This window comes from Microbacterium sp. 18062 (genome assembly GCF_902706225.1).
Taxonomy (GTDB): domain Bacteria; phylum Actinomycetota; class Actinomycetes; order Actinomycetales; family Microbacteriaceae; genus Microbacterium.
Map to the genome: position 1 here is coordinate 1 of NZ_CACSKB010000025.1, position 22,306 is coordinate 22,306.

The 22,306-nt window shown below is 71.1% G+C and carries 20 protein-coding genes; 10 read left to right on the forward strand and 10 right to left on the reverse strand.

Going from position 1 to position 22,306, the window contains the following annotated elements; all coding sequences use genetic code 11:
- Positions 1–3: 3 nt before the first annotated feature.
- On the reverse strand, positions 4–1,410 hold the full coding sequence (locus GVL03_RS10740; protein WP_235038118.1) for a cell wall metabolism sensor histidine kinase WalK: 1,407 nt from the start codon (positions 1,408–1,410) through the stop codon (positions 4–6).
- A gap of 53 nt (positions 1,411–1,463) precedes the next feature.
- Positions 1,464–2,198, reverse strand: a complete 735-nt coding sequence (locus tag GVL03_RS10745; protein WP_159500994.1) for a response regulator transcription factor — start codon at positions 2,196–2,198, stop codon at positions 1,464–1,466.
- 165 nt (positions 2,199–2,363) lie between these two features.
- Here GVL03_RS10745 and GVL03_RS10750 point away from each other — a divergent pair, with 165 nt between their 5' ends.
- The gene (locus tag GVL03_RS10750) at positions 2,364–3,830 is read left to right on the forward strand and encodes an ABC transporter permease (protein ID WP_159500995.1); all 1,467 of its coding nucleotides are present in this window, start codon (positions 2,364–2,366) and stop codon (positions 3,828–3,830) included.
- Between the two features lie 46 nt (positions 3,831–3,876).
- On the forward strand, positions 3,877–4,599 hold the full coding sequence (locus tag GVL03_RS10755) for an ABC transporter ATP-binding protein (RefSeq protein ID WP_159500996.1): 723 nt from the start codon (positions 3,877–3,879) through the stop codon (positions 4,597–4,599).
- A 180-nt stretch (positions 4,600–4,779) separates the two neighbouring features.
- Here the strand turns inward: GVL03_RS10755 and GVL03_RS10760 are convergent, their stop codons facing one another.
- Positions 4,780–5,985 carry a macrolide family glycosyltransferase gene (locus GVL03_RS10760; protein WP_159500997.1) on the reverse strand — a complete coding sequence of 402 codons (1,206 nt, stop codon included), beginning with the start codon at positions 5,983–5,985 and terminating at the stop codon, positions 4,780–4,782.
- Positions 5,986–6,081: 96 nt separating this feature from the next.
- On the opposite strand from GVL03_RS10760, the gene GVL03_RS10765 reads away from it, so the two are divergent.
- Positions 6,082–6,729, forward strand: a complete 648-nt coding sequence (locus tag GVL03_RS10765) for a TetR/AcrR family transcriptional regulator (protein ID WP_159500998.1) — start codon at positions 6,082–6,084, stop codon at positions 6,727–6,729.
- 7 nt (positions 6,730–6,736) lie between these two features.
- Here GVL03_RS10765 and GVL03_RS10770 read toward each other — a convergent pair whose 3' ends face one another.
- From GVL03_RS10770 to GVL03_RS22630, 3 genes are all read right to left on the reverse strand, one after another.
- Positions 6,737–7,192 (reverse strand): VanZ family protein, encoded by a 456-nt coding sequence (locus GVL03_RS10770; protein WP_235038119.1) that lies wholly within the window; start codon positions 7,190–7,192, stop codon positions 6,737–6,739.
- A 16-nt stretch (positions 7,193–7,208) separates the two neighbouring features.
- Complete coding sequence (gene gndA / locus GVL03_RS10775) at positions 7,209–8,657, reverse strand: NADP-dependent phosphogluconate dehydrogenase (protein ID WP_159500999.1); 1,449 nt, start codon at positions 8,655–8,657, stop codon at positions 7,209–7,211.
- Positions 8,658–8,759: 102 nt separating this feature from the next.
- Positions 8,760–8,882, reverse strand: coding sequence for a hypothetical protein (locus GVL03_RS22630; protein ID WP_306770332.1), 123 nt, complete (start codon positions 8,880–8,882; stop codon positions 8,760–8,762).
- A gap of 214 nt (positions 8,883–9,096) precedes the next feature.
- On the opposite strand from GVL03_RS22630, the gene GVL03_RS10780 reads away from it, so the two are divergent.
- From GVL03_RS10780 to mfd, 3 genes are all read left to right on the forward strand, one after another.
- A complete protein-coding gene (locus tag GVL03_RS10780; RefSeq protein ID WP_159501000.1) occupies positions 9,097–9,723 on the forward strand; it encodes a 50S ribosomal protein L25/general stress protein Ctc in 627 nt (208 codons plus the stop codon).
- A gap of 77 nt (positions 9,724–9,800) precedes the next feature.
- Positions 9,801–10,388: an aminoacyl-tRNA hydrolase gene (gene pth / locus GVL03_RS10785; protein ID WP_159501001.1), complete on the forward strand. Its 588-nt coding sequence runs from the start codon at positions 9,801–9,803 to the stop codon at positions 10,386–10,388.
- Between the two features lie 122 nt (positions 10,389–10,510).
- Positions 10,511–14,116 (forward strand): transcription-repair coupling factor, encoded by a 3,606-nt coding sequence (gene mfd, locus GVL03_RS10790; protein WP_200847142.1) that lies wholly within the window; start codon positions 10,511–10,513, stop codon positions 14,114–14,116.
- Between the two features lie 308 nt (positions 14,117–14,424).
- On the opposite strand, the gene GVL03_RS10795 is transcribed toward mfd, so the two are convergent.
- The 3 genes from GVL03_RS10795 to GVL03_RS10805 form a co-directional block, all read right to left on the reverse strand.
- Complete coding sequence (locus GVL03_RS10795) at positions 14,425–14,751, reverse strand: hypothetical protein (protein ID WP_159501002.1); 327 nt, start codon at positions 14,749–14,751, stop codon at positions 14,425–14,427.
- A 176-nt stretch (positions 14,752–14,927) separates the two neighbouring features.
- Entirely contained in the window at positions 14,928–15,287 is a 360-nt protein-coding gene (locus tag GVL03_RS10800; RefSeq protein ID WP_159501003.1) for a DoxX family protein, read from the reverse strand.
- Between the two features lies 1 nt (position 15,288).
- Entirely contained in the window at positions 15,289–15,828 is a 540-nt protein-coding gene (locus GVL03_RS10805) for a TetR/AcrR family transcriptional regulator (RefSeq protein WP_159501004.1), read from the reverse strand.
- A gap of 174 nt (positions 15,829–16,002) precedes the next feature.
- Here GVL03_RS10805 and GVL03_RS10810 point away from each other — a divergent pair, with 174 nt between their 5' ends.
- Entirely contained in the window at positions 16,003–16,731 is a 729-nt protein-coding gene (locus GVL03_RS10810) for a DUF222 domain-containing protein (protein WP_235038120.1), read from the forward strand.
- Between the two features lie 44 nt (positions 16,732–16,775).
- Positions 16,776–17,375: a gamma carbonic anhydrase family protein gene (locus tag GVL03_RS10815; protein WP_159501006.1), complete on the forward strand. Its 600-nt coding sequence runs from the start codon at positions 16,776–16,778 to the stop codon at positions 17,373–17,375.
- A gap of 194 nt (positions 17,376–17,569) precedes the next feature.
- Here the strand turns inward: GVL03_RS10815 and GVL03_RS10820 are convergent, their stop codons facing one another.
- Positions 17,570–20,302: a phosphoenolpyruvate carboxylase gene (locus GVL03_RS10820; protein WP_159501007.1), complete on the reverse strand. Its 2,733-nt coding sequence runs from the start codon at positions 20,300–20,302 to the stop codon at positions 17,570–17,572.
- Positions 20,303–20,483: 181 nt separating this feature from the next.
- On the opposite strand from GVL03_RS10820, the gene GVL03_RS10825 reads away from it, so the two are divergent.
- Both GVL03_RS10825 and GVL03_RS10830 read left to right on the forward strand, forming a co-directional pair.
- Positions 20,484–21,635: a Na+/H+ antiporter NhaA gene (locus GVL03_RS10825; RefSeq protein WP_159501008.1), complete on the forward strand. Its 1,152-nt coding sequence runs from the start codon at positions 20,484–20,486 to the stop codon at positions 21,633–21,635.
- Positions 21,632–22,303 (forward strand): MazG family protein, encoded by a 672-nt coding sequence (locus GVL03_RS10830; RefSeq protein WP_159501009.1) that lies wholly within the window; start codon positions 21,632–21,634, stop codon positions 22,301–22,303. Before GVL03_RS10825 ends, GVL03_RS10830 begins: the two co-directional genes overlap by 4 nt.
- The last annotated feature ends 3 nt before the right edge of the window (positions 22,304–22,306 follow it).

Consider the following 22,306-nt stretch of genomic DNA (forward strand, 5'->3'; position numbering starts at 1 on the left):
CGTTCAGGCGGGGCGGACGACGGGGTCCGCGGGCCTCGCGGGCAGCCGCACCGTGAAGGTGGTGTCCCCGGGCCGCGACGTGACCGAGATCTCGCCGCTGTGCGCCGCGACGATCGCCCGCACGATCGAGAGCCCGAGTCCGGTTCCGCCGGTCTTGCGTGCACGCGAGCGATCCGCCCGCGAGAAGCGTTCGAACAGCTCGTCGGCGACCGCGGGGTCGACGCCCGGGCCGTCGTCGTGCACCCGCAGGACGGCCTCCGAGCCCTCCTGCACGACACTCACCGTGACGAGCGTGCCCGCCGGGGTATGGGTGCGGGCGTTGGCGAGGAGGTTCGCGATCACCTGGGTGAGCCGCGCCTCGTCGCCGGCGAGGATCACCGGGTCCTCGCCGAGGTCGATCTCCCAGCGGTGATCGGGCCCGGCCGCCTGCGCGTCGCCGACCGTCTCGATGACCAGGCGCGACAGATCGACGGCGCCGTGCACGAGCTCCTGGCCCTCCTCGAGACGGGCGAGCAGCAGCAGGTCCTCGACGAGGGCCGTCATCCGCAGGGACTGCGCCTGGATCCGCTCGAGCGCCGAGGCGGCGTCCTCCCCGAGCGTGGGGTCGCGCAGCGAGAGCTCTGAATACCCCCGGATGGAGGCGAGCGGCGTGCGCAGCTCGTGGCTGGCGTCCGCGACGAAGGTCCGCATCCGCTCCTCGTTGCGCTGGCGGGCGTCGAGCGAGGTGCCGACGTGATCGAGGAGGGTGTTCAGGGCCGCGCCCACGCGCCCGATCTCGGTGCGCTCGTCGGCCTCGGAGGCGGGCACCCGTTCCTCGATCGTCACGGCGCCCTCGGCGAGCGGCTGTGCGGCGACGCGTTCGGCGGTCGCGGCGACGGCACGCAGCGGCCGGAGGCTGCGCCGGATGATGACGGCGAGCACGACCCCGAGCAGCAGCAGGCCGCCCACCGTGACGAGGGCGACGGTCGTGACGATCTGCGTCAGCGTCGAGGTGACCTCGGAGGTGGGCAGGCCGATCACCGCGAACTCTCCGTTGGTGCCGCCGGTCATCAGAACGCGGTACTCGCCGATGCCGTCGATCGACACGGTGTCGAAACCGCCACGCTTGAGCTCGCCGACGAGCTCGTACACCTGCTCGCTCGTGAGCGTCGCCACCCCGTCGGAGCCGGTGACGTAGGCGCCGGTGGCGTCGCCGCCGAACTGCGACCGGAAGACCAGCAGCGTGCCTGCGGCCTGACGACCGCTGGAGAGGATGTCGGCCGCGGTGTCGGTGGGGTAGTACCGCAGCTCGCCCAGCGAGGCCGACACCTGCGTGTTCAGGTTGTCCTGCATGATCGAGGTCAGGATGGTGCCGGTGGCGAGTCCGACGGCGCCCAGGATCACGGCGACCATCCCGATGACGGCCGTCATCAGCCGCGCCTGCAGCGTCATCCGATGCCGGCGGGGGCGAGCGGGCGCGGAGGTCACTGCGGGGCTTTGATCATGTATCCGACGCCGCGCACGGTGTGGATGAGCGGGTCACGGCCCTGGTCGATCTTCTTGCGGAGATAGGAGATGTAGAGCTCGACGACGCTCGAGCGGCCGCCGAAGTCGTAGTTCCACACACGGTCGAGGATCTGCGCCTTCGACACGACACGACGCTGGTTGCGCATGAGGTAGCGCAGCAGCTCGAACTCCGTCGCGGTCAGCTCGATCTCCTCGCCCGCACGGTCGACCTCGTGGCTGTCCTCGTTGAGGCTGAGATCGCCGACCCGGAGGATGGGCTCTGCGTCGTTCGCCTGCGCGGTGCCGGCCCGGCGCATGAGGCCGCGAAGACGCGCCACGACCTCTTCCAGACTGAACGGCTTCGTGACGTAGTCGTCCCCGCCGGCGGTGAGCCCGGCGACCCGGTCCGAGACCGCATCCTTCGCCGTGAGGAAGAGGACGGGCACGTCGTTGCCGGACTGACGCAGTCGCTGCAGCACGGCCATCCCGTCGAGGTCGGGCATCATGATGTCGAGCACCATCGCGTCGGGGTCGAAGTCGCGTGCGGCCTGCAACGCCTGGAAGCCGGACGCGGCGGTGCGGACGTCCCAGCCCTCCATGCGCAGGGCCATCGAGAGCAGGTCGGTCAACATCTGCTCATCGTCGACGACGAGCACGCGCGGGGGCGTGCCGTCGGCGCGGTGCAGGGCGGTGGCGGGAGCGGTCGTGGTCATGCCTCCGATTGTGCGCGCATTCCTATGGGATTCCTATGGCACAGGCTATGCGCTCGCTGTGAGATGCGCGGAGGGCGTCCATAGCTCTCTCATAATCCCTGCTGTCCGTTCGCATGAGGACGGTTCCTAGTGTCTCGGCGAGGGCACACGCCCGAGAGGAGACCTATGTACGGGACGTACCTGCGCCGGGAGCTGGCCGGACGCAAGAAACAGACCATCATCGTGGCGGCCGGGCTCGCCATCGCCATCGCGCTCGTGATCATCGTGAACTCGCTCGCCGCGGGCGTGCGCGACGCGCAGTCCCAGGCGCTCGAGTCCGTGTACGGGGTCGGCACCGACCTGACGGTGACCGGCGCCCAGGCGGAACCCGGAGAGGGAGGCGGCGGCGGAAGCTTCGAGTTCGACCAGGACGGCGGCGCGACCTCCGATGACGGCACGACCTCGCTCAGCCAGTCCCGGCTGACGACCGACATGATGCGCGGCACGCTCGCCGCCGCCACGCTCGACACCGTCGCATCCCTCGACGGCGTCTCCGCGGTCTCGGGCGCGCTCAGCCTGACCAACACCACCTTCGACGGCGAGCTGCCGGAGGCCCCGAGCACCGACTCCGGCACCACCGAGGGTCAGGGCGGCCCCGGCGCCGGCGGTGAGGGCGGCGGCGGAGGAGGCTTCGGCGGCGGGTCGTTCGACGTGAACTCGTTCACCGTCCTCGGCATCGAGTCGGCAGACACCACGGTCGGTCCCCTCTCCTCCGTCGAGCTCTCGGACGGGCGGCTGCTCGCCGCGGACGACGCGGGCACGAACGTCGCCGTCGTCGACGCGACCTATGCCTCGAGCAACGACCTCGCGGTCGGCGGCACGATCGACGTCGGCGGCACCGCAATGGAGATCGTCGGGATCGTCGCGTCCACCTCGAGCGAGGCAGACACCGCTGCGAACGTCTACATCCCGCTCGACGTCGCGCAGACGCTCGCGGGGGTCGAGGACGTCGTCTCCACGATCTACGTGCAGGCCGACTCCGCCGACGCGATCTCGAGCGTGCAGGCGACCATCCAGGAGGAGCTGCCGGATGCGACCGTGAGCTCGCAGTCCGACCTCGCCGCGACCGTGTCGGGCTCGCTCTCGAGCGCGTCGTCGCTCATCACGAGCCTCGGCACCTGGCTCTCGATCATCGTGCTGGCCGTCGCCGTCGCGCTGGCCGTGCTGTTCACGATCTCCGGCGTCTCGCGCCGCACCCGCGAGTTCGGCACCCTCAAGGCGATCGGCTGGTCCAACGGCCGGGTGGTCGGCCAGGTCGCCGGCGAGTCGATGGTGCAGGGACTCATCGGCGGCGTCGCGGGCCTGGTCATCGGACTCGCGGGCGTCGTGGCGATCAACCTGATCTCCCCGACCATCTCGACGGCCGCCACGACCTCCGCCGACCAGGGCGGTCCCGGCGGCGGAATGCCGGGCGGCGGCTTCGGCGCCGCGACCGAGACGGCCACCGACATCGTGCTGAACGCGCCGGTCTCGATCACCATCGTGCTCGCTGCGGTCGGCCTCGCCGTCGCCGGCGGACTCGTCGCGGGCGCGTTCGGCGGATGGCGCGCCGCGCGCCTCAGCCCGGCCGAGGCGCTCCGGTCCGTCGGATGACCCGCATCCGCACCCCACGTTCGCGTACCCCGAAGGAGAACCCGTCATGACGATCACCCAGACCACCGAATCGGATGCGGCGCCCGCCGCGGCGCCGGCGTACCGCATCGCCGGGGTCACGAAGACCTATCGGCAGAAAGGGCGTGTCGTGAAGGCGCTCACCGGGGTCGACATCGAGATCGCCCAGGGCGAGTTCGTCACCATCCAGGGGCCGACCGGTGGCGGAAAGTCGACCTTCCTGCAGCTGTTGGGAGCGCTCGACCGGCCGACGGCCGGCGCCGTCGTGCTCGCAGGCACCGACATCGCGACGGCCTCGAACGCCGAGCTCGGACGCCTGCGCGCGCACGAGATCGGCTTCGTCTTCCAGGGGTTCAACCTCATCCCGACCCTCACCGCGGCGGAGAACGTCGACATGGGCCTCGAGCCGCTCGGGCTCCCGAAGGCGGAGCGCGCGACCCGCGTGGCCGAGGCGCTCGCGCACGTCGGGCTCGCCGAGCGCGGCGACCACCGCCCCGGGGAGCTCTCCGGCGGTCAGCAGCAGCGCGTCGCCATCGCCCGCGCGATCGCGAAGCGGCCGAAGGTGCTGCTCGCGGACGAGCCGACCGGAAACCTGGACGAGAGCATGCGCGACGAGATCCTGGAGCTCCTGCAGGGGCTGAACGTCGAGGGGCTGACGCTCATCGTCGTGACGCACGACTCGGCCGTCGCCCGCCGGGCGACCCGGCGTCTGCGCCTCGACAAGGGGACGGTACGCGACATCACCCGCTGAGCGGGCGTCCCCAGGTGGCTGGGCCCCGACTCCATACGTGAAGATCCGCGAGACTGCATCGTGACGCCGAGACCGTGGGGCAACCCCACGGTCTCGGCGCGCACGTGCAGTCTCGCGGTCCGGACGCGCCGCGGCCGCAAAGCGGATGCGGACGCGCCGCGGATGCGGGGTCGGCGGTCGTCATCGGCGGCGGGTCAGCATCCGGGTGATCTCCTCCACAGCACGCGCGTTGCCGCCGGCTGCCCGCATGTCGGCGCTGATCGCCGCTACGTGGGCGGAAACGGACTGTGAGCCGAGGACGCGCTCGCTCGCGGACTGCAGTCGCGCGGGCGTGGCTTCGGCAGGGTCCAGTCGCATGCCGAGCCCGAGCTCCTCGACGCGGTCTGCGACGGTGGGCTGGTCGTTGCCCTGCGGGACGACGAGCATGGGCACCTCGGCGTAGATGGATTCGTTGACGCTGTTCATGCCGCCGTGGGTGATGAACAGGTCGGCATGTCGAAGGACGTCGAGCTGCGGCACCCACGGGTGCACGGTGATGTTGTGCGGAAGCTCACCGAGACGGGCGGGGTCGAGTCCGTGCCCGATCGACATCACGACGGAGACGGGTGCGTCGGCGAAGGCTGCGATGCACGCGCGGTAGAAGCGCGGTCGTCTGTTGAGCAAGGTGCCCATCGACACGTAGATCAGCGGCGACTCGGCGTCGAGGTCCGGACGCCGAGTCGGATCGGACGAGCGTGCCTCGAGCGAGGGGCCGATGAATCGGAACCTCTCCTCGGGGAACTCCTCCGCGTCGATCTGGAAGCTGCGGCTCGTGTACACGTAGGTGAGATCCGGCGGGTTGTCGACGATCTCCGTGATGAAGTCGGCGCTCTGCAGGAACCCCTTGCGATGGGCCTGTGCCGACAGCATTCGGTAGAGGGGGCCGTCGCGCATCACGGAGGTCAGGTGTCTTCCTCCCGTGCGGGCGAGGTTCTCGAGGATCTGCCTCGTGTACGCGAACGTGGACGAGAGTCTCACCGCGGGCAGGCCGAGCGAGACGGCGAGCGCCTTGCCGTACGAGAACAGCGCCTCGTAGAGGAGGCAGTCGTATCGCTCCTGCGCTGCCACCCGCTGCGCCGTGGCGAACGCCCGGCGCGGGGCCAGCAAAGATCGGCTGACCGGGCCCGGGTCGCTCGGGTAGCGATCGTAGGGGATGAAGCGAGCTCCCGTCGCCTCGACCTCGCGCCGCCAGCGTGGGTCGAGAACGCACCTCACGTCGTGGCCGGCGTCGACGAGTGCGGCGACCGTGCCGAGCGTGGGATAGATGTGTCCGGCATAGGGCAGGCAGACGCACAGAAAGCGCAGGGGTGTCGCACCGAGGTCCTCCGAGGAATGACTGTCGTTCATCGTTGTCTCTGTTCAGGACCTGCCGGTCATCGATGCTAATAAGTGCTACTTACTTTAGCTTAGTAAGTCCCACTCATGTCGCGATAGGCTGGCGCCGTGACGAGAACGGGCAGGTCGCCGAGACGTCGTCTGGCCGGCGCGGAGCGCCGCAGCGAGCTCCTCGACGCCGCCGAGGCGGCCTTCATGGCGGCTCCCTACGATCAGGTCTCCCTCCTCTCGATCGCGCGCGCGGCCGGTTCCTCCGACGCCCTGCTGGTGCGCTACTTCGAGACCAAGGCGAACCTGTACCTGACGGTGTGGGAGAGGAGACTGGAAGAGCTGTTCTCGCAACAGGCGTCGGTCGACGCGGACGTTGGTCCCGGGATGAGTGCGCAGGAACGGCTGCTCAGGGGGCTTCATGCCTACTTCGACTTCGTCAAGACGCGACCGCGGGCATGGGCGCAGCAGTTCCTTGCTCCGGATGGCGAGCCCGCGGGAGCGGCCGAGCTCCGCCGCACATGGCGACACCGATACGCGGAGCTGATCCGGGAGCGGGGCGGTCTTCCCCAAGACGCGATGGTCGACACCGCGCTCGCCGGTTTCATCGGTCTCAACGAGGCGCTCTGCTTCGAGTGGGTCCTCCACGACTGCCCCGACGACCAGCGTGAGACGATCGTCTCGATGAGCGCGGCGGCGCTCGCGGCGCTCATGGCCGAGGCCCGGAAGACCAGCATTCCACCTGCGCCAGGATCGCGCCAGGAATAGCCGCCGTTCAGCGCTGCCGGGAGGGCACGGTCAGCAGGAACGCGAGCAGCAGCATCAGCAGCGCGCCCGCGAGCGCCCCGGCCGTGTTCGCGACGAGGTCGCGGACGTCCGCGATCCGGGTGTCGAGGAAGAGGTACTGCGCGCCCTCGATGATCCCGCTCAGCGCGAGGCCGAGCGGCGGCGCGAGCCACCACCGGCGTGCGCCGAACCAGAGCACGGCGAAGACGCCGAGCGGTGCGAACATCGCGACGTTCGCGCCGAACTCGACGACGTCGAACGTGATCCACGACGTGGCGTCGCGGCGCGCGAGCCACGCGACCACCCGTTCGACGAGCCCGGCGATCTCGTCCCCGTAGGGGCGTGCCCGAAGCGTGAGGTGCCACACGCCGCAGAGATAGAGCGCGCTCAGCAGGGCGAGGACGACGCGCGACGCCGTCCGGCGCACGCGTAGCGATGCGGACACGGCAGCCACGCCGTGGTCAGTGCGTGTCCTCGGCCTCGACCTCGGTGCGGTCGCCCGACCACAGCGTGTGGAAGGTGCCGGGCTTGTCGACGCGGCGATAGGTGTGCGCCCCGAAGAAGTCGCGCTGCCCCTGGATGAGGGCGGCCGGCAGACGGGTGGCGCGCAGTCCGTCGTAGTACGCGAGCGACGACGAGAACGCCGGGGAGGGGATGCCGGCCGCGGCCGCCGTCGAGACCACGTCGCGCCAGGCGTCCTGTGCGCGGGAGAAGACGTCGACGAAGAACGGTGCGGTCATGAGCACCGGCAGGTCGGGCGTCTCGGCGTAGGCGTCGGTGATGCGGTTGAGGAACCGGGCGCGGATGATGCAGCCCCCGCGCCAGATCGACGCGACCTTGCCGAGATCGATGTTCCAGCCGTACTGCGCGGCTCCCGCGCGGATCTCGTCGAAGCCCTGCGAGTAGGCGACGATCTTCGACGCATAGAGCGCGAGGCGCACGCGCTCTATGAAGGCCTCGGGGTCCTCGGCCGTGAAGCCCTCGGACGGTCCGGGGAGCACCCCCGCGGTCTCGCGCTGCTCGGGATGGCTCGAGAGCGAGCGGGCGAAGGTCGCCTCGGCGATGCCGGAGACGGGAACGCCGAGGTCGAGGGCGGTCTGCACCGTCCACGCGCCGGTGCCCTTGGCGCCGGCCTGGTCGAGGATCACGTCGACCAGGGGCTCGCCGGTCGCCGCGTCGACCTGGCGGAGCACCTCGGCGGTGATCTCGATCAGGTAGGACTCGAGCTCGCCGCGGTTCCACTCGGCGAAGACGTCCGCGATCTCGGCGGGGGACTTGCCGGTGCCGCGGCGGATGAGGTCGTAGGCCTCGGCGATGAGCTGCATGTCGGCGTACTCGATGCCGTTGTGCACCATCTTCACGAAGTGGCCGGCTCCGTCGTGGCCGACGTGGGTGACGCACGGCTCGCCCTCGGCGACGGCGGCGATCGACCGCAGGATCGGGCCGAGCGTGATCCAGGACTCGTCCGAGCCGCCGGGCATGAGCGACGGGCCGAGGAGCGCGCCCTCCTCGCCGCCGGAGACGCCCATGCCGACGAAGTTGATGCCGGTCGCGCGGACCGTCTTCTCGCGGCGGATGGTGTCGGTGAACAGCGAGTTGCCGCCGTCGACGATGATGTCACCGGGCTCGAAGACGCGCACGAGCTCGTCGATCACGGCGTCGGTCGGACCGCCGGCCTTGACCATGATGACGGCGGTGCGGGGCTTCTGCAGCGCGGCGGCGAACTCCTCGTAGGAGAAGGCGGGCACGAACCCGGCCTCGGGGTGCTCCGCGACCAGGTGCTCGGTCTTGTCGTGGCTGCGGTTGAAGACCGCCACCGTGTTGCCCTCGCGCGAGGCGAGGTTGCGGGCCAGGTTCGACCCCATGACGGCGAGTCCGACGACTCCGATGTTGGCTGATGCCTCGGTCACGAAATACTCCTCCGGAAAAGGAAAGGGACAGCGGAAAGCGTAGCCGTCGCCCGGGTGGCGACGGCCGAGGACGATGGGCGGATGCGCAGCGCCGGGGGTCGGTCAGTCCTTGCGGTAGCCCGCGCGTCCGAGCGACCAGAACGCGCCGACCACGCCGACCGCCGAGAGCAGGGCCAGCAGGCCGATGAAGCCCAACACGAGATCGGAGGAGAGCTGGGCGTCCACGGGGGTCCTTTCGTCACAGACAAGAGCGTTTCTCATGCTACCGGCCGCGCTGATAGACTCCGGATGAACTTCGGCGAGGGATACCGCGGCATCAGCGTGCGGCATCCGTAATCGACGGGGGTGTGCAGGTTCACGGTCTTCCTCACGCGCTCGCGTTCGAGTCGATATCCGCAAACCCCAGACCCGGGCCCGTGCGCCCACGAGGAGAATCACCATGTCGGAAGACAACAAGGTCACCGCCGAGCAGCGGACGCAGTTCGGCAAGGGCTTCGCCCGCCGCCTGCGCGCCGCCGGCCAGATCCCCGCCGTCCTCTACGGTCACGGCACCGACCCCGTGCATCTCGCGCTGCCCGGCCACCAGGTCGCGCTCATCATCCGCCGTGCGAACGCGCTGCTCGAGCTGTCGATCGACGGCCGCAACGAGCTCGCGCTCGTCAAGGACGTGCAGAAGGACCCGGTGCGCCAGGTCATCGAGCACATCGACCTGCTCGTGGTGAAGAAGGGCGAGAAGATCCAGGTCGACGTGCCCGTGCTCGTGCTGGGCGAGCCCGTCGCCGGCACGATCGCGAACCTCGACGCCAACACGGTGTCGCTCGAGGTCGAGGCGACCCACATCCCGCAGAACGTCGAGGTCGACGTCGAGGGCCTCGAGGACGGTACGCACATCACCGCGGCCGACCTGAAGCTCCCGAAGGGCGCGTCGCTCGCCGTCGCCGCCGAGACGCTCATCGTCGCGATCTCCGTGCCCGCCTCGACCCTCGCCGCCGAGGACGAGATCGCCGAGGCAGACGCCGAAGTCGCTGCCGAGCAGTCCGAGGCCGCTGAGGGCGGCGCCGAGTAAGAGGCCTGGTCGAGAAGGAGAAGGGGGTGCGGTTCCTGCGCCCCCTTCTCGCATCTTCCGGCAGGGCAGGAGCGAGCATGACGCAGACCTGGCTTATCGTGGGACTCGGCAATCCGGGTCCCCGGTATGCGGCGACCCGGCACAACGTCGGACAGCTCGTGGTCGACGAGCTCGCCGCCCGCCGACGCGAGTCCTTCCGCGCGCACAAGGCCAACGCCCGCGTCGTGGAGACGTGGCTGCGCCCGGGCGCCGACAAGCTCGTGCTGGCGAAGCCGAACACGTTCATGAACGTCTCCGGCGGCCCGGTGGCGAACCTCGTGAGGTTCTACGGGGTCGATCCGGGACGCGTCGTGGTCGTGCACGACGAACTGGACATCCCGTTCGACACGCTGAAGCTGAAGACCGGCGGCGGGCACGGCGGGCACAACGGCGTGCGCGACGTCGCCAAGGCCCTCGGCACGCCGGACTTCCCCCGCGTCCGCGTCGGCATCGGCCGGCCGCCCGGACGTCAGGACCCGGCGGACTGGGTGCTCGACCCCTTCGGTGCGAGCGAGCGCGCCGCGCTCCCGATCCTGGTCGGCGACGCGGCGGATGCGGTAGAGCTGCTGGTCGGCGAGGGTCTGCCGGCCGCGCAGCAACGCTGGCACGCGCCGCCGGGCCGCTGACCCGAGAGTCTCCGCGCCCCGGTTCTGTTGAACAGGCGCATTGCCTGGACTTTCCCCTCCCCACGGAGTGCCCCGTACGGGCTGAGAACCTGTCTGTCCCCGGGCGCGCATAGGATCGTACGGTGACAGTTCCCGGGATCGTGCGCGCCCTGGGGCGCGCGGACACCTTCCGGGATGCGGTGGCGACCGCATCCGTCGACAGCGACTTCTCGGTGGTCGACGGCCTCGACGCCCCGCTGCTCGCCGCGTTGCTGGAACAGCGTCGCACCACGGGCAAGCCCGCGGCGCTGCTCGTGATCGCGCCGACCGGTCGGCGCGCCGAGGCGCTCGGGCCGGCACTCGAAGCCGTGCTGCCCGGCGCCGAGGTGCGTCACTTCCCGGCCTGGGAGACCCTGCCCCACGAACGCCTGAGCCCCAGCGCCGAGACCGTCGGACGGCGCATCGACGTGCTCCGCCGCATCGCGGACTGGAACGGTGAGGCGCCGCTGGTGATCACCGCCTCCGTCCGCAGCGCCATCCAGCCGCTCGCTCCGGACCTCGCCGACGCCGCGGCGGTGCGTCTGACCGTCGGCGCGCGGGGGCTGGATCTGGCAGAGGTCGTCGGCGGCCTCGTGGAACGGGCGTATCTGCGGGTCGACATGGTCTCGCGCCGCGGTGAGTTCGCGGTGCGCGGCGGCATCCTCGACGTCTTCCCGCCCACCGCCGACCACCCGTTCCGGGTCGAGTTCTTCGGCGACGAGGTCGATCAGATCCGGGCGTTCTCGGTCGCCGACCAGCGGTCGCTGCCCGGGGAGATCACCGAGGTCGAGTTCGTCGCGAGCCGCGAGCTGCTGCTGACCGAAGAGGTGCGCGAGCGCGCCCGGGGCCTCGGCGACGCGTTCCCGTCGTTGCGGGGGATGCTCGAGAAGATGGCCGAGGGCATCCCCGCCGAAGGCATGGAGTCGTTGACACCCGCGCTCGTCGACGACCTCGTGACGCTCGTCGACTACCTGCCGCGGGCCACCGCTGTCGCGCTCGTCGACCCCGAGCGCGCGGTCGCCCGTGCGATCACGCTCGCCGACACCAACCGCGAGTTCCTCGACGCCGCATGGAGCGCGGCGGTCGCGGGCGCGGAGACCCCGGTCGACCTCGGCGCGGGGGACTTCGTGGGGCTTCCCCGTCTGCAGGAGGTGACGCAGGAGCGCGGCGGTGTCTGGTGGACGCTCTCCGGGTTCGACTCCGGGGCGGCGGACGCCGAGGCGGAGGGACTCGTCGAGCGCGGCGGCGTGGTGCGCATCGACGCCGCATCCGTCCCCTCGTTCTCCGGCAGCGTCGACGGTGCCGTCGACCACGTCGCGCGACTGCTCGGCGACGGCTGGGCGGTCGTGGTCACCGCGTCGGGCGCCGGTCTGGCCGATCGGGCGCGGGACGTGCTCGCCGAGCGCGGGCTCGCCGCTCGCCGGGTCGACGCGGTGCTCGCGGCACCCGAGCGCGGCGTCGCGACCATCGTCGCCTGCGCCCTGGAGCGCGGGTTCGAGGTGCCGGGCGCCAAGCTCGCGGTGCTGACCGAGTCCGAGTTCTACGGCCGCACGATCGCCGGAGACAACCGCGCGGTCAAGAAGCTCGCCTCGCGGCGCAAGAACGTCGTCGATCCGCTGCAGCTGAAGCCCGGCGACCACGTCGTGCACTCCACGCACGGCATCGGCCGGTTCGTCGAGCTCGTGCAGCGCGAGGTCTCGTCCGGCGGCCGCAACGCGGTCAAGAGCAGACGCGAGTACCTCGTGCTCGAGTACGCGCCCTCCAAACGCGGCCACCCCGGCGACAAGCTGTTCGTGCCCACCGACCAGCTCGACCTGCTGTCGCGCTATGTCGGCGGCGAGGCGCCGCCCCTCTCGAAGATGGGCGGCAGCGACTGGGCCGCCGCGAAGGGCAGGGCGCGCAAGGCCGTCCGCGACATCGCGGTCGAGCTCGTCAAGCTGTACTCCGCGCGGATGGCGGCCAAGGGCCACGCGTTCGGTCCGGACACCCCCTGGCAGCGCGAGCTCGAGGAGGCGTTCCCCTTCGCCGAGACGCCCGATCAGCTGCAGACGATCGACGAGATCAAGGCCGATATGGAGAAGCCGATCCCGATGGACCGCCTGCTCTCCGGCGACGTCGGCTTCGGCAAGACCGAGGTCGCGGTGCGGGCCGCGTTCAAGGCGATCCAGGACGGCAAGCAGGTCGCGATGCTCGTGCCGACGACCCTGCTGGTCAAGCAGCACACCGACACCTTCACCGAACGGTTCGCCGGGTTCCCTGTCAAGGTCCGTGCGCTCTCGCGCTTCCAGACCGACAAGTACGCGCGCGAGATCGTCGCGGGGCTCGCAGACGGCACGATCGACATGGTGATCGGAACGCACCGCATCCTCACCGAGAAGGTGGTCTTCAAGGACCTCGGGCTGCTCATCATCGACGAGGAGCAACGGTTCGGCGTCGAGCACAAGGACGCCCTGAAGAAGCTCAAGACGAACGTCGACATCCTCGCGATGAGCGCGACCCCGATCCCGCGCACGCTCGAGATGGCGGTCACCGGGATCCGGGAGATGTCGACGCTCGCGACCCCGCCCGAGGACCGGCATCCGATCCTCTCGTACGTGGGCCCGCGCAACGACAAGCAGATCGCCGCGGCGATCCGGCGGGAGCTCCTGCGCGAGGGACAGGTCTTCTACGTGCACAACCGGGTGCAGTCCATCCAGCGGGTGGCGGCGCAGCTCGCCGAGCTCGTGCCCGAGGCGCGCATCGCGGTCGCCCACGGGCAGATGGGGGAGCACCAGCTCGAGCACGTGGTCGACGACTTCTGGGAGCGCCGGGCTGACGTGCTCGTGTGCACGACCATCATCGAGACCGGTCTCGACATCTCCAACGCCAACACGATCGTGATCGATCGCGCCGACAAGTACGGGCTCAGCCAGCTGCACCAGCTGCGGGGCCGGGTCGGGCGCGGCCGGGAGCGGGCGTACGCCTACTTCCTGTACGACGAGCAGAAGCCGCTCAGTGAGACCGCCGCGGACCGTCTCGAGACGATCGCGGTGAACAACGATCTGGGCTCCGGCATGCAGGTGGCGCTCAAGGACCTCGAGCTGCGCGGAGCGGGGAACCTGCTCGGTGGCGAGCAGGCGGGTCACATCGCGGGCGTCGGATTCGACCTGTACCTGCGGATGGTGGGCGAGGCGGTCGCGGCCTTCCGCGGCGAGGATGTCAAGGGCATCACCGAGCTGCGGCTCGAGCTGCCGGTCCAGGCGCGCATCCCCGAGTCGTACATCGACAGCGAGCGGCTGCGCCTCGAGGCCTACCAGAAGCTCTCTGCGGCCGCATCCGCCACGGCCAAGGACGATGCGCTCGACCTGGTCGTCGACGAGCTCACCGACCGGTACGGGGCGCTGCCCGACGAGGCCGAAGGCCTGGTCGCGGTGGCGCGCCTGCGGCGGCGCGCGGCGCGGTCGGGCCTCGCCGACGTCGTGGCGATGGGGCCGAACCTGCGCGTCGCTCCGGCGAGCCTGCCCGACTCGATGCGGGTGCGGCTGCAGCGGCTCTACCCGAAGGCGAAGCTCGTCGCGTCGGGCGAGGCCGTGGTCGTGCCGCTGCCGACGGCGGATGGCGCGCCGCTCGCCGACGCGGACCTGATCGCCTGGACCGCGCAGCTGCTCGACCAGATCTTCCCGGTGCCCGCGCCCGAGGGCGAGGCCGCCGCGGAGCGCGCGGCGGGCTGACCCGAAAGTCCTCACGCTTCGTCTCGCTGCGCTCGCTCAGCGATCGGGCTTTCCCCACCCCACCGAGTGCCCCGCAGGGGCGCGGAGAAGCTGACGCGAACGTCTCCCCAGAAAGGGGGAGATCTCGCATCCTTCGTTGGTCGTCAGCGACCGTGGCCGCTGACCCGAAGTCCTCTCCCTCTCGGTCCCTGAGCGAGGAGCGGAGCTCCGAGACGAAGGGGCGCGGTACTCGTTCCGCGCGGGCGTTTCGTCTCGCTGTGCTCGTTCCGCATCCGCCTCGATCATCCTGGCATGGGCGATCCCGGTGCTCATCTGCACGAGGCTGTCGAATCCGCGGCGCTCGGCGAGCGGTCCGGTCCAGCCGTCGGCGTCGGGGGAGACGTCGATGAGCCCGGGACGGATCCGCGACGCTCGTGCGTTGCGAACCCGCGGTGCTCGAGCGCACCCGGACGGTGGCCGTGGGCCACGACGTTGGCGGAGGCGAGGACGCGGTGAACGTGTCGGTCGCGGTCGGAGCCGTCGCGGCGGTCGAGGCGTGGTGCGCTTGCCCGCTCGGATCCGGCGAACTGCGCTGCGGCGAGCTCGGCGGCGACGGATGCGGTGGCGAGCTCGGCGACGGGGAACACCGAGGGCATGCTGCCGTGTCCTCGAAAGCGAGGTCGTTCACGCCGATGCCCGGCAGGACGGCGAGCGTCTCTGCGAGCGGGCTCCGCTCCGTCGACATCGCGGGCCACCTCCGGTCCCGCGCTCGTGCAGGGTGGCCGTGATCGTCAAGGCCGAGCTGGGCGGCGCGACCGGACGGGGCGGTGCTTCAGAGCAGGTGGCCGAACACGAGGACGGCGATCGCGAGCGCGAGGAAGCCCAGACAGTTCAGCCAGAACTCGGCGCCGAGGAAGCGCGCCCGGAGGTGCGCGGCCGCGGCGGCGGCGAAGTAGCACACGACGCCCGCTGCGGCCGCGAGACCGACGCCCGGAACGACGAGACCGACGAGCAGGCCGGCCACGGCGACGGATTTGACGACGATGAGGATCCACCACCAATCGCGGGGGAATCCCACCCCGTCGAGACAGTCCCTGATGAAGCGCGGCGGCCGGAGGGAGAGCATGACATCGACGAGCAGCGCGGTGGCGAGTATGGATGAGAGCCACCACGGATCGGGCAGGAGAGACATCTCAGCGCTCCGGCTGCGCGAGGATCACGCGCACGGTCTGCTCGAGCTCTCGTAGCGGGTCACCGGGGTCGAGCGCGCCGCTTCCCGCCCAGACGAACAGCTCACCGAGGTAGGCGCGGTGGATGACGCGCGACACCGACCGAGCCCGCTCGGGCGAGTACCCTTGGCGTTCGAGCCGCGCAGCCATGCGTTCGATGAGCCGGACGGCCAGCTGCTCGAACACGCGCGAATCGTGAACGCCGCTGAAGAGGACGGCGCCATACTCCCGGGCGACGTCCGGATTGTCCGCGAAGAGGTCGACGAAGGGCCTGAGGACCGCCAGCACACGGGCGACGGGGTCCCCGTCCGGGTCATCCCTGCCTGCATCGTCGGACTCATCCGTGCTCGCCAGCCCTCGATCCATCGTCGCGACCAGCAGGCCACGTTTGTCGGCGACGCTCATCACGGTTCCGACGCTGACGGATGCGGCCTCCGCGATCTCACGGACGGTCGTCGCCGCATATCCCTGCTCGCGGAAGAGGCGTTCAGCCGTGTCGAGCACCTTCTGACGAGTTCGTGTCCGTGCGGCCGATCGTGAATGAACGTGTTCAGTGAACATGTTCAGTAGTGTAGCCGCGTCCGTGTTCCCCGTCGACGCCGGGATCTCGAACCGCACGAAGATTCGAGTCGATGTCGGAGGTCATTCGTAGACCTGTTCCCATGAACGAACTCCTCGATGCGGCGTAGGCGGCGCTCGCCGCGGTGCGCTCGCATCCGCTGGGCGCCGGCCGGACGCCCTGGCTCCGGGCGTGCTCGTTGCGGTGAACGAAGCATTCGGCGCCCTCCGCCGCGTGGTCGACGCCGCGTGCCTCCCGGTGGCGTCAGAGATCGCGCGGCAGTCGCGCGCCGACCTCGGCCGCGACTCGCTCGCCCGGAAGCACGGCTTCCGCACACCCGCGAGCATGATCTCCGCCTCGTCGGCGACGAGGCGCCGGCGAGGCATCCGCACGTGGCTGCGGCCGTCGCGGACTCGTCGATCGGCACGCTCGCCGCATCCGCCATCGTGACGAGGCTCGACCGAGTGGCCCTCCGCGCCGACCCGCGTCTGATCGACGAGGCAGAGACCATGCTCGCGGCGGCTGCTCCCGGTCTCGGCGTCGACCAGCTGCAGAAACTGATCCTTCGCGCCGAGGCGCACCTCGACCCCGACGGGGTGGAGCCGCGAGAGCGAGCTGCGTGCCGACAGGACCTCTCCAACGGGTCCTGCTGTGCACCTCGTGTCACCATCGCGTCCACGACGACGGATGGGGGATCCGCATCGACGGGCCGGGCACCGATGCGCGTGTGTGGTGCGTCTCGCCCGGATGGCTCGACCCGGCGCGTGCTCCGCGGCTCGGCGGACGGGCCCGCTTCGACCTGGCCGCCTGAGGTTTCTGTTCGACCCGCGCCCCGCGGATCGGAGTAGCGGGCATCCTGGCCCTCTCCGCGCGCCGGGCGTAGCGTGGCGCTATGCGGTACGCACACCTCGGACAGAGCCCGCGCATCCACCCCGACGCGGTCGTCGCCCCGACGGCGGTCGTCAGCGGCGACGTCACGATCGGCGCGGGCAGCCAGGTGCTGCACGGCGCCGTGATCACCGCCGAGGGCGGGCCCGTCACGCTCGGGGAGAACGTCATCGTCATGGAGAACGCGGTCGTGCGCGCCAGCGCGGCGAACCCGGTGCACATCGGCGACCACACCCTGATCGGTCCGATGGCGAGCATCTCGGGGGCGACGGTCGGGAAGGAGGTGTTCCTCGCCACGGGCGTGCGCGTGTTCAACGGCGCCGTGATCGGCGCCCGTAGCGAGGTGCGGATCAACGCGGTCGTTCACCTCCGCACGCACCTGCCCGAGCGCAGCGTCGTGCCGATCGGCTGGGTCGCGGTGGGCGACCCGGCCGTCGTCGTCCCACCCGACCAGCACGACGAGATCTGGGCGCGCCAGCAGGAGCTCGACTTCCCCGGCTACGTGTTCGGGCTCGACCGCGACACGCCCGATCTCATGGTGCAGCTCACCGAGCGCTACGGCCGCAGCCTCGCCCGCCACGCCGACGACGTGCCGCTCGACTGACCCGAAAGTCTCCCCGCCCCGGTTCTGTTGAACAGGCGCATTGCCTGGACTCTCCCCACCCCACGGAGCGCCCCGCAGGGGCGCGGAGCAGCTGACCCGAAAGTCTCCCCGAGGGGGAGAATTCGTCTCCTTCACCGCTCGTCAGCGACCCAGGATCACCGCTCGTCAGCGACCCAGGCCGCTGAGCCGAGCGCTCACCCGGTGTTCTGCAGCCCCGCCGCGACGCCCGACACCGACAGGAGCAGCAGGCGCTGCTGTCCGGCATCCGGGGCGGTGTCCTCCGCCGTGTCGCGCAGCGCCCGCAGCGCCCGCAGCTGCAGGAGGGACAGGGCGTCGACGTAGGGGCTCCGGAGCTTCACCGCGCGCTGCAGCACCGGCTTGTTCGCCAGCAGTCCGTCGCCGCCGGCGATCCGCACGACCCACGACCGGGTCAGGGCCATCTCGTCCATGACGAGGGCCGCGAGGTCCTCGCGGTCGCCGAGCGCCAGGTACTGCCGTGCGATGCGGTCATCGGCCTTCGCGAGGCTCATCGCGACGTTGTCGATCATGGCGCGGAAGAGCGGCCACTCGGTGTACGCCTCCACGAGCGCCGCCTGGTCGCCCACGGCGTCGAGCGCGGTGCCGAGACCGAACCAGCCGGCGAGGTTGATGCGGGCCTGCGTCCACGCGAACACCCACGGGATGGCGCGGAGGTCCTCGAGGGACTCCACCGAGAGCCCTCGGCGCGCGGGGCGCGAGCCGAGGGCGAGCAGGCCGACCTCCTCCATGGGCGTGACGGTGGCGAACCACGGGGCGAAGCCGGGTGCCTTCACGAGCGAGAAGAACCGTGCGCGGGACGACTCCTCCAGGATCCGGGCGATCTCGGCATAGCGCTCGGCGGCGCTGCGGTTGCGCTCCTCGTTCGAGGGGGCGGACGCCGTCAGGATGGCGGCGGCCACCTGGTCGATGTGCCGCATCGCGATCGCCGGGTCGCCGTAGCGGGCGAAGATGACCTCGCCCTGCTCGGTGAGTTTGAAGCGGCCGTCGACCGAGTGCGGCGGCTGCGCGAGGATCGCGCTGTTCGCCGGTCCGCCGCCGCGCCCGAGGGCGCCGCCGCGGCCGTGGAAGAGCGTCAGCTCGATGCGGCTCTCCGAGGCCCACGCGGCGATCGCCGCCTGAGCCTCGTACAAGGCGAGGTTCGCGGCGACGGGGCCGACGTCCTTCGAGGAGTCCGAGTAGCCGAGCATGACCTCGAGGCGACGCCCGGTCTCTTCGAGGCGCGCGACGAACTCGGCGTGCTCGGCGATCTCCGCGAGGATTCGGGGCGCGGCCTGCAGATCGGCGAAGGTCTCGAACAGGGGGATGACGTCGAGCACGGGCGGCGTCGCGTCGGGGCCCACGGCATGGCGCGCGAGCCGGTGCACGTTCGCGAGGTCCTGCGCGGACTGCGTGAACGACACGATGTAGCGCCCGGCGGCGCGAGGGCCGAAGCGCTCCTGGATGTAGGCGATCGCGCGGAAGACCTCGAGCACCTCTTCGGCGAGCTCGCTGCGCTCCCCGCCGGCGTCGAGCTCGGCGAGCACCTTCGCGTGCACGGCGGAGTGCTGGCGCACCTCGAGCTCGGCGAGATGGAACCCGTAGGTCTCGACCTGCCAGATCAGCTGCTGCAGGTGGCCGTAGGCCTGGCGTCCGGCGCCGGCCGCGGAGAGCGAGCCCTGCACCGTGCGGAGGTCCTCGAGGAGGTGCTCGGGATCGCGGTAGGCGAGATCGGCGTCGCGCGTGCGCGTGGCCGCGATGCGCCGGGCGATGAGCAGCAGGATCCGGCGGTGCGGCTCGTTCGGGGAACGCTTGGCGATCTCGTCGGCGGCGTCCTCGTCGGCGCTGCGGAGCCTCGTCCACAGGGCCCGCAGGGCATCGCTCGGCGGCGTGCTGTCGGCGTCGAGGGTGAGCGAGCGCCCGATGCGGCCCGTCGCGCGCTCGAGTCCGAGCAGCACGTGCTCGCTCGCGATGCCCGCCGCGGTGCGGGTGATCTTCGCGGTGACGAACGGGTTTCCGTCGCGGTCGCCGCCGACCCAGGTGCCCACGCGCACGAAAGAGCGGACCATCGGGGCGCGGCTGCCCGCGTCCGCGCCCTGCAGGGCGTCGTCGATGCGCCGGTAGACCTGGGGCACGGCCGTGAAGAGCGTGTCGTCGAACGCGGCCATCACCGCGCGCACCTCGTCGGTCGGCGAGGGCTTCTCGGGGCGCAGCGGCGCGGTGCGCCAGAGCGTGTCGATCTCCTCCAGCATGCGGCGCTCGGTCCGCCGCCGACTCGAGGATCCCGAGGGCGTCTCGAGTCCTCCGTGCGGATCAGCGACCCGGGGCCGCTGATCCGCACCGTCCCGCAACGACGCGTCGTACTCGTCGAGCAGCGCGGACAGGCGCCGGATCCCGGTCGAGACCGCCCGGCGGCGGGCCTCGGTCGGGTGCGCGGTGAACACCGGGTGGAACCGGAGCGACTGCAGGCGCGCGAGCGCGGTGTCGTCGCCGACCTCCGCGGCGAGGCGGGCGAACGCCGTCGCCACGGAGTCCGCCGCGTCCTCCCGCTCGGGACGGCCGTCGCGGTCGCGCAGCACCCGCACGCGCTGATGCTCCTCGGCGAGGTTGACGAGGTGGAAGTAGACCGTGAACGCGCGCGCGACCTCGTCGGCTCGTTCCACCGAGAACGAGTCGGCGATCCGCGCCGCCCGCGCGAAGGCCTCGGACCCCTCGTCCGTGTACGCCTCGATCGTGGCGACGCGGAGCCGTTCGACGTCCTCGTAGAGTCCCGCCGAGCCGCTCTCGCGCAGCACACGACCGAGGAGGGAGCCGAGCAGGCGCACGTCGGCGCGCATCCGCTCCGGGATCTCCTGGCCCGCCTCGTGACGTCCGACGAGGTCGAGGGCTTCGGTGGGGGTGGGTTCACGCATGTCCTCCACGCTACTGGCAGCGGTGTTACGCCGATGTCACGGTGCCGGCGAGCGCCGCCCGGCGACGCGGAGGCGGATCCGGCGACCCGCGGCGGATATGCTGTCGGGCGGTGTGCCGGGAAGTCTGGTCGGCCCGTCGCGGCATCGTGTCGCGACGGATGTGACGAGCCGCGGAGGTTCCATGTCGCTCTTGCGTTCCGAGCGGTTTCCCGCGGTCGTCCTTCTGGGCGCCGCGGCGGCCGGCCTGATCGTCGCGAACTCGCCGCTCGGTGGCGCAGTGACGCAGTCGAAGGCGATCCCTCTCGGCATCCCCGGCGTGTTCGAGCTGTCGCTCGGGCACTGGGTCCAGGACGGCCTGCTCGCGGTGTTCTTCTTCGTCGTGGCCGTCGAGCTGCGATTCGAGCTCACCGCGGGGCAACTCGGCACCCTGCGCAAGGCCGTTCAGCCGGCCATCGCCGCGGCCGGCGGCGTGATCGTCCCGATCCTGATCTACGTCGCGTTCTCGGCGGGGAGTCCCTCGGCCGCGGGCTGGCCGATTCCGACGGCCACCGACATCGCGTTCGCGCTCGGGGTGCTCGCGGTCTTCGGGCGGGGCCTGCCGTCCGGGCTCCGGATCTTCCTCCTGGCCCTGGCCATCCTCGACGACGTCGTCGGGATCGTGTTCATCGCGGTGCTCTTCACCGAGGGCGTGGACGTCGTTCCTCTCCTGCTCGCGGTCTCTGCGCTCGCCGCGTTCACGCTGCTCAGCCGTCGCCTCACCGAGAGGAACCGGCTGCCCGTCGGCATCGTGCTGGTGCTCCTCGCCGTCACGACCTGGACGCTCGTCCAGCTGTCGGGCGTGCACGCCACGATCGCGGGGGTGGCTCTGGGCCTGATGATGGCGCAGTCCCCGGCGCTGCGGGTGCGACATGCGCTCGAGCCGTGTGTGAACGGGCTCGTGCTGCCACTGTTCGCATTCTCGGCCGCGCTGGTCATCGTGCCCGCCGTCGGGCTCGCTCAGCTGCAGCCCGCCTTCTGGGGTGTGATCGTCGCACTTCCGGTGGGAAAGATCGTCGGGATCGCGCTCTTCGGCGCCATCGCGCAGCGCGTGGCGGGCGAGCGGGGCGCGTGGCTGCCCTGGGGCGACCTGCTGGTGGCGGGATCCCTCGGCGGCATCGGGTTCACCGTCTCGCTGCTGCTGTCCGAGCTGGCCTTCGCCGCCGACCCTCTCCTCCGCGACGAGGCGACGCTCGGCGTGCTCGCCGGCTCGACGATCTCGCTCGTGCTGGCCGCCGTTCTCGTATCGTGGCGGGCACGTCACTACCGCCGAACCGCCGAGGAGGCCCGCGCATGACCGATCACGGAGCATCGGACGAGCCCGACCCGCTGCGCCGGGCCGCCGACGTCATGCGGCAGGTGCGCGACCGCTGCGTGTGGACGCAGGGGATCGACCACCGCGACCTCGTGCCGTACCTGGTGGAGGAGAGCCACGAGGTGATCGACGCGATCGAGTCCGGCAGTCGTGCCGAGCTTCGCGAAGAGCTCGGCGACCTGCTGTGGCAGGTGCTCTTCCACACCGAGATCGCCTCCCGCGACCCGGTCGCGCCCTTCGGCATCGACGACGTCGCCGGTGACCTCGCGACGAAGATGGTGCGCCGGCATCCGCATGTCTTCGGGGATGCCGTGGCCACGACCCCCGCGGAGGTCCTGGTGCACTGGAACGCCGCCAAGGCGGCGGAGAAGCGCGAACGCAGCAGCGTCCTCGACGGCGTGCCCCGTTCGATGCCGTCGCTCGCGCTGGCCCAGAAGCTGCTGGGGCGGGCGGATGCGGTGGGCACCGTTCCCGTGCCCGACCGGCCCCTGGAACTCGCGACGGAGGACGACATCGGCGACGCCCTCCTCGCGCTCGTGGCCCGCGCCCGGGCGGAGGGGTGGGATGCCGAGCGGGCCCTGCGCACCCGCATCCGGGCACTCGAGTCCGACATCCGCGACGCGGAGACGGGCGGCGTCGACCTGGGATGATGG

Bases quoted from the DNA above. Each gene is read 5' to 3' on its own strand.
- GVL03_RS10820 (WP_159501007.1), bottom strand. From the start codon at position 20,302: ATGCGTGAACCCACCCCCACCGAAGCCCTCGACCTCGTCGGACGTCAC.
- pth (WP_159501001.1), top strand. From the start codon at position 9,801: ATGACGCAGACCTGGCTTATCGTGGGACTCGGCAATCCGGGTCCCCGG.
- GVL03_RS10750 (WP_159500995.1), top strand. From the start codon at position 2,364: ATGTACGGGACGTACCTGCGCCGGGAGCTGGCCGGACGCAAGAAACAG.
- GVL03_RS10810 (WP_235038120.1), top strand. From the start codon at position 16,003: ATGCGGCGTAGGCGGCGCTCGCCGCGGTGCGCTCGCATCCGCTGGGCG.
- GVL03_RS10830 (WP_159501009.1), top strand. From the start codon at position 21,632: ATGACCGATCACGGAGCATCGGACGAGCCCGACCCGCTGCGCCGGGCC.
- GVL03_RS10800 (WP_159501003.1), bottom strand. From the start codon at position 15,287: ATGTCTCTCCTGCCCGATCCGTGGTGGCTCTCATCCATACTCGCCACC.
- GVL03_RS10815 (WP_159501006.1), top strand. From the start codon at position 16,776: ATGCGGTACGCACACCTCGGACAGAGCCCGCGCATCCACCCCGACGCG.
- GVL03_RS10745 (WP_159500994.1), bottom strand. From the start codon at position 2,198: ATGACCACGACCGCTCCCGCCACCGCCCTGCACCGCGCCGACGGCACG.
- GVL03_RS10755 (WP_159500996.1), top strand. From the start codon at position 3,877: ATGACGATCACCCAGACCACCGAATCGGATGCGGCGCCCGCCGCGGCG.
- GVL03_RS10760 (WP_159500997.1), bottom strand. From the start codon at position 5,985: ATGAACGACAGTCATTCCTCGGAGGACCTCGGTGCGACACCCCTGCGC.
- GVL03_RS10795 (WP_159501002.1), bottom strand. From the start codon at position 14,751: ATGCCCTCGGTGTTCCCCGTCGCCGAGCTCGCCACCGCATCCGTCGCC.
- GVL03_RS10825 (WP_159501008.1), top strand. From the start codon at position 20,484: ATGTCGCTCTTGCGTTCCGAGCGGTTTCCCGCGGTCGTCCTTCTGGGC.
- GVL03_RS10780 (WP_159501000.1), top strand. From the start codon at position 9,097: ATGTCGGAAGACAACAAGGTCACCGCCGAGCAGCGGACGCAGTTCGGC.
- GVL03_RS10740 (WP_235038118.1), bottom strand. From the start codon at position 1,410: ATGACGGCCGTCATCGGGATGGTCGCCGTGATCCTGGGCGCCGTCGGA.